This is a genomic window from Streptomyces sp. NPDC020807 (genome assembly GCF_040641575.1).
Taxonomy (GTDB): Bacteria; Actinomycetota; Actinomycetes; order Streptomycetales; family Streptomycetaceae; genus Streptomyces.
The window spans coordinates 124666-138661 of sequence record NZ_JBFADU010000013.1 but is presented as its reverse complement, the minus strand read 5'-3'; the positions used below and the strand labels follow the sequence as shown (position 1 = coordinate 138661).

General features: G+C 74.6%; 12 protein-coding genes and 1 pseudogene. 8 read left to right on the top strand and 5 right to left on the bottom strand.

From position 1 onward, the window contains the following. The first annotated feature begins 70 nt into the window (after positions 1–70). The 3 genes from purB to AB0G79_RS20455 all read left to right on the top strand — a co-directional run bounded on the left by purB (position 71) and on the right by AB0G79_RS20455 (position 2669). Positions 71–1513, top strand: a complete 1443-nt coding sequence (gene purB, locus AB0G79_RS20465) for an adenylosuccinate lyase (RefSeq protein ID WP_360808311.1) — start codon at positions 71–73, stop codon at positions 1511–1513. A gap of 62 nt (positions 1514–1575) precedes the next feature. Next, on the top strand, positions 1576–2079 hold the full coding sequence (gene mug, locus AB0G79_RS20460) for a G/U mismatch-specific DNA glycosylase (RefSeq protein ID WP_360808309.1): 504 nt from the start codon (positions 1576–1578) through the stop codon (positions 2077–2079). Positions 2080–2099: 20 nt separating this feature from the next. After that, complete coding sequence (locus AB0G79_RS20455; RefSeq protein WP_360808307.1) at positions 2100–2669, top strand: hypothetical protein; 570 nt, start codon at positions 2100–2102, stop codon at positions 2667–2669. On the opposite strand, the gene AB0G79_RS20450 is transcribed toward AB0G79_RS20455, so the two are convergent. Further along, positions 2636–3061: a hypothetical protein gene (locus AB0G79_RS20450; RefSeq protein ID WP_360808305.1), complete on the bottom strand. Its 426-nt coding sequence runs from the start codon at positions 3059–3061 to the stop codon at positions 2636–2638. The two genes, AB0G79_RS20455 and AB0G79_RS20450, sit on opposite strands and share 34 nt — an antisense overlap. A 150-nt stretch (positions 3062–3211) precedes the next feature. On the opposite strand from AB0G79_RS20450, the gene AB0G79_RS20445 reads away from it, so the two are divergent. Then, entirely contained in the window at positions 3212–4369 is a 1158-nt protein-coding gene (locus AB0G79_RS20445) for an ROK family transcriptional regulator (RefSeq protein ID WP_360808303.1), read from the top strand. 103 nt (positions 4370–4472) lie between these two features. Here the strand turns inward: AB0G79_RS20445 and AB0G79_RS20440 are convergent, their stop codons facing one another. Continuing rightward, a complete protein-coding gene (locus AB0G79_RS20440) occupies positions 4473–5213 on the bottom strand; it encodes a GntR family transcriptional regulator (RefSeq protein ID WP_360808301.1) in 741 nt (246 codons plus the stop codon). Positions 5214–5424: 211 nt separating this feature from the next. Continuing rightward, on the bottom strand, positions 5425–6327 hold the full coding sequence (locus AB0G79_RS20435) for an RNA polymerase sigma-70 factor (RefSeq protein ID WP_360808388.1): 903 nt from the start codon (positions 6325–6327) through the stop codon (positions 5425–5427). Between the two features lie 177 nt (positions 6328–6504). Between AB0G79_RS20435 and AB0G79_RS20430 the strand changes: the two genes are divergently transcribed. Next, a complete protein-coding gene (locus tag AB0G79_RS20430; protein WP_360808299.1) occupies positions 6505–7353 on the top strand; it encodes an alpha/beta fold hydrolase in 849 nt (282 codons plus the stop codon). A 39-nt stretch (positions 7354–7392) separates the two neighbouring features. Here AB0G79_RS20430 and AB0G79_RS20425 read toward each other — a convergent pair. Next, a pseudogene (locus AB0G79_RS20425) lies at positions 7393–7992 on the bottom strand (EamA family transporter); the annotation flags it as partial. Between the two features lie 316 nt (positions 7993–8308). Then, positions 8309–9274 carry a helix-turn-helix domain-containing protein gene (locus AB0G79_RS20420; RefSeq protein WP_360808297.1) on the bottom strand — a complete coding sequence of 322 codons (966 nt, stop codon included), beginning with the start codon at positions 9272–9274 and terminating at the stop codon, positions 8309–8311. Positions 9275–9399: 125 nt separating this feature from the next. Here AB0G79_RS20420 and AB0G79_RS20415 point away from each other — a divergent pair, with 125 nt between their 5' ends. The 3 genes from AB0G79_RS20415 (at position 9400) to AB0G79_RS20405 (ending at position 13886) form a co-directional block, all read left to right on the top strand. Continuing rightward, on the top strand, positions 9400–10440 hold the full coding sequence (locus tag AB0G79_RS20415) for a saccharopine dehydrogenase NADP-binding domain-containing protein (protein ID WP_360808295.1): 1041 nt from the start codon (positions 9400–9402) through the stop codon (positions 10438–10440). Positions 10441–10618: 178 nt separating this feature from the next. Then, complete coding sequence (locus tag AB0G79_RS20410; protein WP_360808386.1) at positions 10619–11998, top strand: PLP-dependent aminotransferase family protein; 1380 nt, start codon at positions 10619–10621, stop codon at positions 11996–11998. A gap of 259 nt (positions 11999–12257) precedes the next feature. After that, entirely contained in the window at positions 12258–13886 is a 1629-nt protein-coding gene (locus tag AB0G79_RS20405; protein ID WP_360808293.1) for an alkaline phosphatase D family protein, read from the top strand. Positions 13887–13996: the final 110 nt, after the last annotated feature.

Sequence of the window (13996 nt, the reverse complement as noted above, 5' to 3'; positions counted from 1 at the left end):
GCGTCTCGTAGCAAGCTCCACACCGGACGGTGGCGCTGGCCTGCAGAAATCGCCAGTAAACTCTGTCCACGTGACTGCTGTGACTGCGAAGCCCCGCATCCCCAACGTTCTGGCCGGCCGCTACGCCTCCGCGGAGCTCGCCGTCCTCTGGTCCCCCGAGCAGAAGGTGAAGCTGGAGCGTCAGCTGTGGCTCGCCGTGCTCCGTGCGCAGAAGGACCTCGGGATCGACGTCCCCGAGGCCGCCCTCGCCGACTACGAGCGCGTGCTCGACCAGGTCGACCTCGCGTCGATCGCCGAGCGCGAGAAGGTCACCCGCCACGACGTGAAGGCGCGGATCGAGGAGTTCAACGCCCTCGCCGGCCACGAGCACGTCCACAAGGGCATGACCTCGCGCGACCTCACCGAGAACGTCGAGCAGCTCCAGATCCGCCTGTCCCTTGAGCTCGTGCGCGACCGCACGGTCGCCGTCCTCGCCCGCCTCGGCAAGCTCTCCGCCGAGTACGCGGAGCTGGTCATGGCCGGCCGTTCGCACAACGTCGCCGCCCAGGCCACCACCCTCGGCAAGCGCTTCGCGACCGGCGCCGACGAGCTGCTCGTGGCGTACGCCCGCCTGGAGGAGCTCCTCGGCCGCTACCCGCTGCGCGGGATCAAGGGCCCGGTCGGCACCGCCCAGGACATGCTGGACCTGCTCGGTGGCGACGCCGCCAAGCTGGCCGACCTGGAGCAGCGGATCGCCGCCCACCTCGGCTTCGCGCACGCCTTCACCTCGGTCGGCCAGGTCTACCCGCGCTCGCTCGACTACGACGTGGTGACCTCGCTGGTGCAGCTGGCCGCCGCGCCGTCCTCGATCGCCAAGACGATCCGCCTGATGGCGGGCCACGAGCTGGTCACGGAGGGCTTCAAGCCCGGCCAGGTCGGCTCCTCGGCGATGCCGCACAAGATGAACACCCGCTCCTGCGAGCGCGTGAACGGCCTCATGGTCATCCTGCGCGGCTACGCGTCGATGACCGGCGAGCTCGCCGGCGACCAGTGGAACGAGGGCGACGTGTCCTGCTCCGTGGTCCGCCGCGTGGCCCTGCCGGACGCCTTCTTCGCGCTCGACGGTCTCCTGGAGACCTTCCTGACCGTGCTCGACGAGTTCGGCGCCTTCCCGGCCGTCGTCGCCCGCGAGCTCGACCGCTACCTCCCCTTCCTCGCCACCACCAAGGTCCTCATGGGCGCGGTGCGCGCGGGCGTCGGCCGCGAGGTCGCCCACGAGGCCATCAAGGAGAACGCGGTGGCCTCCGCCCTCGCCATGCGCGAGCAGGGCGCGGAGCGCAACGAGCTCCTCGACAAGCTGGCCGCCGACGAGCGGATCCCGCTGGACCGCGCGCAGCTCGACGAGCTGATGGCGGACAAGCTGTCCTTCACGGGCGCCGCCGCCGACCAGGTCGCGGCCGTGGTCTCCCGCATCGAGGAGATCCTCAAGCAGCACCCGGAGGCCGCCGCCTACGCGCCCGGCGCGATCCTCTGACCGGTACCCCCCGGTTCACCAGGGCGGAGCTGGAGGCCGCTCGCGACCGCGTCGTTCCCGACGTGGCCGCGGGCGGCCTCTCGGTCCTCTTCTGCGGGATCAACCCGGGTCTCATGACGGCGGCGACGGGCCACCACTTCGCCCGCCCCGGCAACCGCTTCTGGCCGGTGCTCCACCTCTCCGGCTTCACCCCGAGGCAGCTGCGCCCCGACGAGCAGGAGGAACTCCTCTCGTACGGACTCGGGATCACCAACGTGGTCGCCCGTGCGACGGCCAGGGCCGACGAGCTGACCCGCGAGGAGTACCTGGCGGGCGGACGTCTCCTGACCGGGAAGGTCGAGCGCCTCGCGCCCCGGTGGCTCGCGGTCGTCGGCGTCACCGCCTACCGGACGGCCTTCGGCGAGCCGAAGGCGGCGATCGGGCCTCAGGAGCGCATGATCGGTTCCACCCGGGTCTGGGCCCTGCCCAACCCGAGCGGCCTGAACGCCCGCTGGACGGCGGCGACGATGGCCGAGGAGTACGCCAGGCTCCGGGAGGCCGCGCAGGAGCCGCCGCCCGGTTCGTGAGTCGTGAAGGGAGCTGCCGCGTGGACTGGGGTGACTACCGGCCGTACGTGCCGGTCGAGGACGGTCCGATGGAGGACATGGACCCGAAGGCCGCGCGGCGCGAGTTCGACCACCGGATGGCGACGAAGGACGAGCGGCTCGCGGTGCTCGCCGCGCTCGTCGAGGCGAACGGTCTGCGGCTGGGCACGGACGACGAGGCGCTCGACGCGCTGGAGGCCTGGTACCGGGCGGAGGTCGAACCGGACCCGGACCACGTCGACACGGCCGCCCACCTCTTCTTCGACTCCGAGGGCGGGAAGCGGCCACGTCCGGTGTGGATCGCCGTCGCTTACGACCTGGGGCTCCAGCTCGGCGAGACGATCATCGCGCGCGCTCCCGGGCTCTCCTGGACCTTCTACAGCTCACGCAAGGGCTCTCGGGACGTGTCCCACCAGCATGCGGTGATCATGGGCTTCACCAACGTCCGCAACAAGCGGTACAACGCCGACCCGTTCCGCTTCGCGGTCGGGGTCGGAGGCAGTCACCTCAGCGGCAGTGACAAGCACGGCGACTTCCGTCAGTACGTCGACTTCGCCGTGTCCTGCGCCTGAGGCGGATCGGCCGTGGTCACGAGGGCGAGGAGACGCGGCGGCGCCTCCTCGCCCCACCGGGCGAGCCCGAGACCGATCCACCGCGCGCCGTCCCACCACAGCAGCGGCTCAGGACAGTGCCCGGCGACGGTGAGCCAGGACTCGGGCACGGATAACGCCTCTCCCGCGACCGTCCGCTCCACGACGGGCCACAGGTCCAGCTCCCTGGGCGGGCCCCAGCGGGCGGTGAGGAGGGCGACGAGACCGTCCCGCTCCGCTTCGCACTGCTCCGCGTCGATTCCGGAGGGTTCACCTCCGGTTGTCGGGAGTTCGGCCAGGAGCACCCCCGCGCCCGCCCCGACGAAGCGCGCGCGGAGTTCGTCGACCGTCGCCAGCTGCCGTGTCGTCGTCATGGGGCCAGTAAAGCGCCCGGCACTGACAGTTGGCGCGGCGTCAGACGCGCGGACCGGCGCCCGCCCCGCACCGCCCGGGGGCGAGGCTCGCCGCGCCCCGGACCATTGAGTACCATCCGCTGAGATGCTCACGAGCTGGGAGGACACACGGTGGGGCGGCTGACCGGCGGGGATCCGTCTCTGCTGCGGCGGATCAACTCCGCGGTGGTACTCCATGCCCTGCGGGGCGCCGACGCGCCCACGCTCACGGACCTGACCCGGATCACGGGGCTCTCCCGGCCGACGGTCGAGGGCGTCGTCGAGGGGCTCATGGAAGGCGGTCTCGTCGTCGAGGCCGCGCCCGAGGAGGGCGAGGCCCGTCGCCAGGGCCGCCCGGCGCGGAGGTTCCGCTTCCGCGCGGAGGCCGGCCATCTGCTCGGCATCGAGATCGGCCCCCACCGCGTCGCCGCCCTGCTCTCCGGCCTCGACGGCCGGATCATCGGCGCCGGGTCGCGCGAGGTGTCGGAGTCGGCCCCCGAGGACGAGCGCCTGGACAAGGTGCGCTCGGTGGTCGCGGACGTCCTGCGCAGGGCCGGGGTCGCCCGGTCGAACCTGCGGGCCGTCGGCGTCGGCACGCCCGGCATCGTGGAGGCAGACGGGACCGTGCGGCTCGGCACGGCGCTGCCCGGCTGGACGGGCCTCGCGCTCGGCGAGCGGCTGCGCCGCTCCTTCCGCTGCCCGGTGATCGTCGAGAACGACGCCAACGCGGCGGCGGTCGCAGAGCACTGGAAGGGCGCCGCGACCGACTCCGACGACATCGTCTTCGTCCTCGCCGGGCTGAGCCCGGGCGCCGGTTCGCTGATCGGCGGCCGCCTGCACCGCGGCTTCGGCGGCGCGGCCGGCGAGATCGGCGCCCTGCACCTGCTCGGTCGCGGAGTGACTCCGGAGCACCTGCTGTCGACGACGGACGAGCCGCTGCACCCGCTGGACGAGCAGGCGGTCGCCGAGGTGTTCGCGCTCGCCCGCAAGGGGGACGCGCGCGCGGAGGCGGCGGTCGAGCGGTTCATCCAGCGGCTGGTGCACGACGTGGCGGCGCTCGTGCTCGCGATCGACCCCGAGCTGGTCGTCGTCGGCGGCTGGGCCGCCGGGCTCGACGGCGTCCTCCCGCCGCTCCGCGAGGAGCTGGCGCGGTTCTGCCTGCGCCCGCCGCGCGTGGTGCTGTCCCTGCTCGGCGAGGCGGCGGTGGGCACGGGCGCCCTGCGGCTCGCGCTCGACCACGTCGAGGAGCAGCTCTTCGCCGTCGACGGAACGGTGACGGCCCGCCGCTGAACCGCCTCGGTGGGCGGTCCCGCGACGGGCCGTGGAGTCGTTCCGGGCCCTGGAGCCGTCCGGGCCCTGGAGTCGTTCCGGGCCGCGGAGTCGTCCGGCGTCGTTACGAGGCCATCACCAGGTCGACCGAGTCGCCGAAGGTGAGGCGGCAGGTGTCGGCGCGGTAGGTGGCGACCGAGACGGCGGCGGTGCGCCCGCCGGAGAGGTAGCGGGTCGTCACGACGAGCACGGGGGCGCCGGGAAGCCGGTCGAGCTCCTTGGCGTCGTCGGCGCGGGCCGAGCCGAGCTCGACGGAGCGGTCCTGGCCGTCGAGGGCCAGGCGCTGGAGCTCGCGCAGCACCACGCGCGCCCGGCCGGGTCCCGCGGGCGCCTCGACGGCGCCGATGTCGGGCACCGAGGCGGCGGGCACGTACAGGAGTTCGGCCGCGACCGGCTGTCCCTGGGTGACGCGCAGGCGGCGGACGACGTGCACCCGCTCGTCGGCCGCGGTCTCCAGGACGCGCGCGACGGCGGCCGGGGCCACGTCGGCGGCGCAGTCCAGGGACTGCCAGGTGTCGTCGCCGACGCCGGGCCAGGTCTGCTGGGCGGTGGAGACGTCCACGCCGACGCGCGGCGGGGCCACGGTCGTGCCGACGCCGCGGCGGCGCTGGAGCCGGCCTTCCAGCTCCAGCTGCTCCAGGGCCTGCCGGAGGGTCGCGCGGGCGACGCCGAAGCGTGCCGCGAGCTCCCGCTCGTTGGGCAGGATCTCTCCGACGGCGAAGTCCGAGTCGAGCGCTTCGCCGATCACTGTCTTGAGGTGCTGGTACTTCGGTTCCGGCACCGTTTCCAGCTGCGTGGTCCCCACCCTGATCCTCCGAAAATTCGCCGTGTCCCGCGGCGTTTTCCGCGCCCTTATTTATTAAAGGTTCCTGCACTAACGATGCGACCATATGGCGAGCCACGGACTTGGTCAAGACCAATCCTCCGTCAATCGACCCCGAATGTGGCCCTCTGACCTAGATCGTTCACAGGACGTTCGCACCCCCGTGAGGTGGCGGACCGCGGAGGCCGCCAGGTCAGAGGGTCGCGGCGAGGGCGCGGAGCTTGTCGGGGTTGCGGATGACGTAGACGGTCTGGACGCGTCCCTCCCGCGCCTCGATCTGGAGGACCACGTCGGGCTCGCCGTCGACGAGGGCGACGAGGGCGGGGCCGCCGTTGAGCTCCTCGAACCGGTAGGTGTACGCCTCGTCCGCGCCCTGCGCGACGCCCCGGAGGAAGCGGCCGACCTTGTCGGCGGTCTCGATGACCCGCAGGGGCGCCTTGGACTTCCCGCCGCTGTCGCCGACGAGGCGGACGTCGGGGGCGAGCAGGGCGAGGAGCTCGCCGAGGTCCCCGCCGGCCGCGGCGGAGAGGAAGCGCTCGGTGAGGTCGCGGCGCTCGACCGGGTCGACGTCGTAGCGCGGCCTGCCCGCGTCGACGTGGCGGCGGGCCCGACCGGCGAGCTGGCGCACGGCGGCCTCGGAGCGGTCGAGGGCGGCGGCGATCTCCCCGAAGGGGAAGCCGAAGGCCTCGCGGAGCACGAAGACGGCCCGCTCCAGGGGCGAGAGGGATTCGAGGACGACGAGGACGGCGAGCGAGATGGAGTCGGCGAGCAGGGCGCGCTCGGCGGTGTCGGGGGCGGTCGCGCCGAAGTCGGTGACGACGGGCTCGGGCAGCCACGGCCCGACGTAGGACTCGCGGCGCGCCTGCGCCTGGCGGAGCCGGTCGACGGCGAGGCGGGTGGCGATCCGGACGAGGTAGGCGCGCGGCTCGCGGACGGCGGCGCGGTCGTCGGCCGCCCAGCGCAGCCAGGCCTCCTGGACGACGTCCTCGGCGTCGGCGGCGCGGCCGAGCATGCGGTAGGCGACGCCGAGGAGCGTCGGGCGGTGCTCCTCGAAGACGTCGGTGAGGGCGGGGGCGGGGCGGGCGGTCCGGGCCAGGGCCTCGGTCGGTATCTCGGCGGGCACCTCGTCATCCCAGTCCACCCGGCGCGGGTTGTCCAGCGGAGCCGTCCCCCGCGCGCGTGGGGCTTGAACTCCCTCCTACTCATCGGTAATTCTTGCTGACGAGCCGTCTACGGAGGCTCGTTCCGCAGACGTTCACGACAGGGAGCCGTCATGCCCGCACGGATCGCGTTCTCGTTCCCGACCCCGGCGGGTTCCCGCACGGTGTCCCTCGCGTACGAACGCAGGGGCGCGGGCGAGCCGCTGCTGCTGCTCCACGGCATCGGCCACCACTGGCAGGCCTGGGAGCCGGTGCTCGACGTCCTCGCCGTCGAACGGGACGTGGTCGCGGTCGACCTGCCCGGCTTCGGCGCCTCCGACGCGCTCCCCGCCGACTGCCCGTACGAGCTCACCGCCGTCGGCGCGGTGCTCGGCGCCTTCTGCGAGGCCCTCGGCATCGGGCGCCCGCACGTCGCGGGCAACTCGCTCGGCGGCCTGCTCGCCCTCGAACTCGGCCGGGAGAAGCGCGTGCGGTCGGTGACCGCCCTCTCCCCCGCCGGATTCTGGTCGGAGGGCGAGCGGCGGTACGCCTTCGGGACGCTGCGCGCGATGCGGGGCGCGGCCCTCGCGCTGCCCGTCCCGGCGATCGAGCGGCTGTCCCGTACCGCCGCCGGGCGGACCGTGCTCACCAGTACCATCTACGCGCGCCCGGGCCGGCGCTCACCCGAGGCCGTCGTCGCCGAGACGCTCGCGCTGCGCGGGGCCACCGGCTTCCACCAGACCCTCGCCGCGGGCCGGGGCACCGCCTTCCGCGACGACGTGCCCGACCTGCCGGTCACGATCGCCTGGGGCACCAGGGACCGCCTCCTCCTGCGCCGCCAGGGCGTCCGCGCCAAGAACGCCCTGCCCGGTGCCCGGCTCGTCCGTCTGCCCGGCGCGGGGCACGTTCCCATGAGCGACGATCCCGCGCTCGTGGCCCGGGTGATCCTCGACGGAAGCCGCGCGGAGGACGGGAGCCGCTGAACGCGCGCGCGTGAAGAGGCCGGTGCCGAGGGCGGCCCCCGCCCCGACGAGGAGGCTGCCGACCGCCTGCGGCACGCCGAAGGAGGCACCGGCCACCAGGGCGGCGCTCAGCGCGGCGGCCACCGGGATCGCGCCCGTGTAGAGGGTGGCGCGCTCCGCGCCGATCCGCTGGACCCCCATGTAGAAGAGGACGAACCCGACGACCGTGGCGAGGACCGCCTGCCAGACCAGGGCGCCGGTCTCCACGGCCGTCGGCATCCGGACGAACGCGGCCCCGTCCACGACCAGCCCGACGAGTGCCGCCTCGGCGGCGCCGATCCCGCAGACGGCCGCGGTCAGCGCCTTCGGTCCCAGCACGCGCAGCACGGGTACGGCGAGCACGGTGAAACCGACCTCGCCCGCGAGGGCCGCCACCGACCAGCCGATCCCCGCCAGGTCGGTGCGGCCCCAGCCCTGGACGGTGAGGGCCCCGGCGGCGACGAGCAGCGCCCCGTACAGCACGGCCGGGGCGGGCCTGCGCCCCTCGCTCAGCGGGACGAGGACCGCCACGACCACCGGGGCGCAGCCGACGAGCACGCCCGGCACGGCCGGCTCGGCGGTCCGCTCGGCGGCGAGGACCGCCAGGTTGAACCCGATCATGCCGACGGCGGCGACCGCCCCGAGCCGCACCCAGTGCCGGGCCGTCAGCCCGCGCAGCGGGGCGAGTCCGCCGCGGCCGAGCAGCGGGAGCATGAGGAGGCAGGCGGCGGCGTACCGCAGCGCCTGCCCGCCGGCGTACGGGTAGGCGCCGAGCAGGCTGTTCGCGGTGAAGGAGGCCCCGACGAGGGCGTAGGCGAGGGTCACGAGCAGGACCCCGCGCAGCGAGTTCGCGTTCATGCCTCCGACGGTAGGAAGCGAAGCGGTCCCGTTTGAGGGCCACTTCGGTCCCGCTATCGGGGGCCACCCGCGCGTCGCCTCAGTCCACCGGCTCCCCGCGCGTCCCCCGCGCGGCGCGGAAGGTACGGCGGTACGCGTCCGGGGGCACGCCCACGGTGCGGTTGAAGTGGCGGCGCAGCGTGGTGGCCGTGCCCATGCCGGTGGCGGCCGCGATGGCTTCGACGCTCTCGTCCGTGGCCTCGAGCAGTTCCTGGGCGCGTCGGATCCGCTGGGTCAGCAGCCACTGGAGCGGGGTGGTTCCGGTCGCGGCGCGGAAGTGGCGGGCGAGGTGGCGCGAGCTCATCCGGGCGCGGCGCGCCAGATCCTCCACGGTCAGCGGCCCGCCGAGCCGGGCGATGGCCCAGGGGAGCAGGTCGGTGAGCGGGTGGTCGTCCCGGGCCGGGATCGGGGCGGTGACGAACTGCGCCTGGCCGCCGGCGCGCTGCGGGGGCACGACGAGGCGGCGGGCGACCGTGTTCGCGATCACGGAGCCGTGGTCCTGGCGCACGAGGTGCAGGCACAGGTCCATCGCCGCGGCCTTGCCGGCGGAGGTGAGCACGCTGCCCTCGTCCACGTAGAGGACGTCCGGGTCGACGTCGACCAGCGGGTGGCGTTCGGCCAGCGCCCGGGTGTGCGCCCAGTGCGTGGTCGCCCGGCGGCCGTCGAGCAGTCCGGCGGCGGCGAGGACGAACGCACCGGTGCACAGCGAGGCCACGCGCGCGCCCGCCCGGTGGGCCGCGCGCACGGCGTCGACGAGGTCGGCCGGCGGGTCCACGTCGACGTCGGCCCAACCGGGGACGATCACCGTCTCCGCCTCGGGGAGCCGGTCGAGTCCCCTCTCGGGCTCCAGGAGGAACCTGTCGAAGCGGACCGGGCCCGCCCCGTGGACGGAGACCTCGTACCAGGGGTCGGCGATGTGGGTGAGGTCGGCGCCGAAGACCTCGTACGCCACGGACAGTTCGAAGTGGAGCATGCCGTCAGCGACGGCCAGGGCGACGGTGCTCATGGCGGACGACTGTACCCATGTCCGAAAGTGCGCGCAGCACGTCGTTTCCGACACTCACGGTGGGCGTACGCCGGCCCGCAGGATGTACACAGTTCAACTAGCGAGCGAAACGGCGGGAGAGTTCGATGGAGACGGGTCAGAAGGTCACGGTGTTCGGCGCCTACGGTCACACCGGCCGCTTCGTGGTGGCGGAACTGCTGGAGCGCGGGTTCGCGCCGGTCCTGTCCGGGCGCGACGCGGAGAAGCTGGCGGCTCTCGCCGACACCTTCCCGGACCACCCGGGACTCGACGTCCGGCCCGCCTCCGCCGACGATCCCGAGGCCCTGGACCGCGCCCTCGCGGGGGTCGACGCCGTCGTCAACTGTGCGGGGCCCTTCGCCTCCACCGCCTCCGGCCTGATCGAGGCGGCGCTGCGGGCCCGTGTCCCGTACGTCGACGTGGCCGCCGAGATCGAGGCGAACGCCGACACGTTCGCGCACTACTCCGCGCGCGCGGCGGAGGCGGGATCCCTGATCGTCCCCGCGATGGCCTTCTTCGGCGGGCTCGGCGACCTCCTCGCCACCGCGGCCATGGGCGACTGGACGTCGGCGGACGAGGCGCACGTCGCCTACGCCCTGAGCAGCTGGCACCCCACCGCCGGGACCCGCGGCGCGGGCGCCGTGTCCCGCGAACGCAGGCAGGGCCGGCGCGTCGTCTTCAGCGGCGGGCGCCTCCGGCACCGCGACGACGCTCCGCCGACGCTGACCTGGTCCTTCCCCGAACCGGTGGGCGACCGGTCCGTGATCGGCGAGTTCACCATGGCCGACGTCGTCACCCTCCCCAGCCACCTGGCCGTTCCCGAGGTGCGGACGTACATGACGACCGGGGCGGCGAAGGACGTGGTGGCCCCCGACTCCCCCGCCCCGACCGCCGTCGACGAGCGGGGCCGGTCCGCGCAGACCTTCCTCGTGGACGTCGTCGTGCGCTCGGGCGGTCAGGAGCGGCGCGCCACGGCGAGCGGCCGCGACATCTACGCCGTGACCGCGCCGCTCGCGGTCGAGGCGGTCCACCGTGTCCTCACCGGCCGGACCGAGGCGGTCGGAGTGGCCTCGGCCGGCGCGGCCTTCGACGCGGCCGACTTCCTCCACGCGCTCGCCGGGCACCTCTCCGTCGACCTGGGCCGGTAGCGGACCGCGCCCCCGACGGCATACTCGTCGGCAGTGGACCACGCGCGACAGGCATGGCCAGGGGAATCGTGAGGCGTACGTGGCATCGGCTCGGACCAGAAGACCGCCGGAAGCCCGTGACAGCACACCGGAAGCGGTGACTCCAAGGACCGGTCCGCACGGCCTGCCCGCCTGGGAGCTGTTGCTGCCGGCCGCCGGCGCCCCGGCGCGGCGGCGGGGGCCGGCGCTTCAGGAGGCGCTGCGGGAGGCCGTGCGGTCGGGGCGGCTGACCGCCGGGACGCGGCTGCCGTCGAGCCGGGAGCTCGCGGCCGACCTCGGCGTGTCGCGGGGGCTCGTGACGGAGACGTACGAGCAGCTCACCGCCGAGGGGTACCTGCGCAGCGACCGGGGCTCGGGGACCTGGGTGAGCGGCGCGGCACGGTCGGCCGCGCGCGGGGCGCGCGACCACGCGCCCCGGGCGGCGGGCTTCCTGGTGGACTTCTCGCCGGGGACCCCGGACCTGTCGCTGTTCCCGCGCGCTGCCTGGGGCGCGGCCCAGCGGTCCGTCCTGGCCCGCCTGCCCCACCCGTCCCTCGGCTACCCGGACCCGCGCGGCCTTCCCGAACTGCGCGAAGCGCTGGCGGGGATGCTGGCGCGGCGGCGGGGCGTGGTCGCCGATCCCGAGCGGCTCGTGGTGTGTTCGGGCGTCGCGCAGGCGGTGACCATGCTCGGGTTCGTCCTGCGCGACCGGGGCGTGCGCACCGTCGGCGTGGAGGACCCGGGCAGCCCCGAGCACGGGCGGCTCTTCGCCTCGGCGGGGGTGGAGACCCGCTGGCTGCCCCTGGACGAGGAGGGGCTCCTTCCGGGGCCGCTCGCCGCGTCCGGGGTGGGGGCGGTCGTCGTGACGCCCTCGCACCAGTTCCCCTCGGGCATCAGCTGGTCGGCGGAGCGGCGCTCGGCGCTGCTCGAATGGGCCCGGGAGACGGACGGTTACGTCCTGGAGGACGACTACGACGGCGACTTCCGCTACGACAGGGCTCCCGTCGGCGCGCTCCAGGGGCTCGACCCGGAGCGCGTCGCGTACGCGGGCACGGTCAGCAAGTCCCTCGCGCCGGGCCTGCGGCTCGGCTGGATGCTGGTCCCCGACACGCTCCTCGCCGAGCTCGTGGAGCGCAAGCGCACGATGGACCTCGGCAATCCCGTACTCGATCAGGCCGTGCTCGCGGAGCTCGTGACGCGCGGCGGGTACGACCGGCAGCTGAGGCGCTGCCAGCGCGCTTACCGGGAGCGGCGGGACGCGCTGCTGGCCGCCCTCGACGCGTACCTGCCGGGCACGCGCGTGACCGGGATCGCGGCGGGACTGCACGTCATCGCGCGCGTACCGGCCGTTTTCGGGCCGCGGGAGCGGTTCCTGGCACGGGCGGCGGACGCCGGGGTCGCGCTGCGGACCCTGGAGGACTACGGCACGGAGCGCCCGGCCGACGGGGACATACGCCTGGTCGTGGGGTACGCGCATCTGGCGCCGTCGGCCCTCGCACGGGGCGTCCGGCTCCTGGCGGAGGCGGTCAGGGGCGGCTGAGGGGCGGCGCCACCGACGGTGTGGCGGACGCCGGCAGAAGCGGCGGACGCCGGCGGCGGGTCGGACGCCGGCAGCAGGACGGTCGAGAGGGCGGGTCGGTCGCAGGCGGCGGGGCGGTCGAGACGGGGGGTCGGTCGCAGGCTGTGGGAGGCGCGACGGCGGTTCTGTTCACGCGGGGTTCGCGCGGGCGCCGTCCCCGCGCGTTAGGCAGGGGGCGGCGGCGCGACGGACGCGCCCGGACACGCTCTCGGAGGCGTTCATGACCCACTCGGTGCCCGGTTCCCCGTACTCCCCCGGGCGTCGCGGCCTGCTGCGCGGCTCGCTCGCGGCCTCGGCGACGCTCGCCCTCGGCGGCACCGGGCTCAGCGCCCCGGCGTCCGCGTCCCCGGCGTCCGCCGCTCCGGCGTTCGCGCTCTCGGGACGGCCGCGGGCCGGGTGGGGCGTGCAGACCGGCGACGTCACCGCCTCCTCCGGGCTGCTGTGGGTACGGTCGGACCGGCCCGCGCGGATGCTCGTCGAGACCTCCGCGAGCGAGTCGTTCCGCCGGGTGCGCCGCCACCACGGGCCGCTGGTCGGCGCGGACACCGACTTCACCGGCACCACCGCGCTGCGCGGCCTCCCCGCCGGCGAGCAGATCCACTACCGGGTCACGCTCGCCGACCCGGACGACCCGCGCCGTACGGGGGAGCCGGTCACCGGCACCTTCCGCACGGCTCCCGAGCGGCGCCGGGACGGCGTCCGGTTCCTGTGGTCGGGGGACATCGCGGGCCAGGGCTGGGGCATCAACCCGGACATCGGCGGCTTCCGCGCGTACGAGGAGATGCGCCGCCTCGACCCGGACTTCTTCCTGTGCAGCGGCGACTCGGTGTACGCCGACGGGGTGATCCAGCCGAGCGTGACCCTGCCCGACGGGCGCATCTGGCGGAACGTCACGACGCCGGAGAAGTCGAAGGTGGCGGAGACCCTCGACGAGTACCGGGGCAACTTCCGCTACAACCTCCTCGACCACCACGTCAGGGCCTTCAACGCACAGGTCCCGACGGTCACGCAGTGGGACGACCACGAGGTGCGCAACAACTGGTACCCCGGGCAGATCCTGGACGACCCGCGCTACACGGAGAAGGACGTCGACGTCCTCGCCGCGCGCGCCCTGCGCGCCTTCGGCGAGTACACCCCCGTATCCACGCTCCATCCGGCCGGTCGCGGGCGCGGCCCGGAGGCCCGGATGCACCGCGTGGTGCGCTACGGGCCGCTCCTCGACGTGTTCGTGCTCGACATGCGCTCGTACCGGAACGCCAACTCCCCCGGCCGTCAGACCGACGACACGACCGGCATCCTCGGCGCGGAGCAGCTCGCGTGGCTGAAGCGGGAGCTGGCGGCGTCCACGGCCGTGTGGAAGGTCCTCGCCGCGGACATGCCGCTCGGTCTGGTCGTCCCTGACGGGTCGGCGGACTTCGAGGCGGTCGCGCAGGGCGACCCGGGCGCGCCGCTCGGCCGCGAGCTCCAGGTCGCGGAGCTCCTGCGGTTCGTGAAGCACCGGCGGATCACCGGCACTGTCTGGCTGACGGCCGACGTCCACTACACGTCGGCGCAGCACTACGCGCCGGAGCGCGCGGCCTTCCGGGACTTCGCCCCGTTCTGGGAGTTCGTCTCGGGTCCGCTGGCCGCCGGCGGCTTCCCGGCGAACGCGCTCGACGCGACCTTCGGCCCCGAGCGGGTCTTCGTCCGGGCGCCGCAGCGGGCGAACGTGTCGCCGATGGAGAGCCCGCAGTACTTCGGCGAGGTCGACATCGACGGGGACAGCGGGGAGATGACGGTGCGGCTCCGGGCGGAGGGCGGCTCGGTCCTGTTCACGAAGGTGCTGCGGCCCGGACTCGTCGGCCAGTAGCAGCGGGTGAGCGCGGGCCCGGGGCGGTCCGGACGGCGCGTCAGGGGTGCGGACGCGGTGCGGACGCGGTGCGGGCCGGACGGCTCGTCAGGGGCGGTGTCAGTGCCGGG

Bases quoted from the DNA above. Each gene is read 5' to 3' on its own strand.
- AB0G79_RS20405 (WP_360808293.1), top strand. From the start codon at position 12,258: ATGACCCACTCGGTGCCCGGTTCCCCGTACTCCCCCGGGCGTCGCGGC.
- AB0G79_RS20415 (WP_360808295.1), top strand. From the start codon at position 9,400: ATGGAGACGGGTCAGAAGGTCACGGTGTTCGGCGCCTACGGTCACACC.
- AB0G79_RS20430 (WP_360808299.1), top strand. From the start codon at position 6,505: ATGCCCGCACGGATCGCGTTCTCGTTCCCGACCCCGGCGGGTTCCCGC.
- AB0G79_RS20420 (WP_360808297.1), bottom strand. From the start codon at position 9,274: ATGAGCACCGTCGCCCTGGCCGTCGCTGACGGCATGCTCCACTTCGAA.
- AB0G79_RS20450 (WP_360808305.1), bottom strand. From the start codon at position 3,061: ATGACGACGACACGGCAGCTGGCGACGGTCGACGAACTCCGCGCGCGC.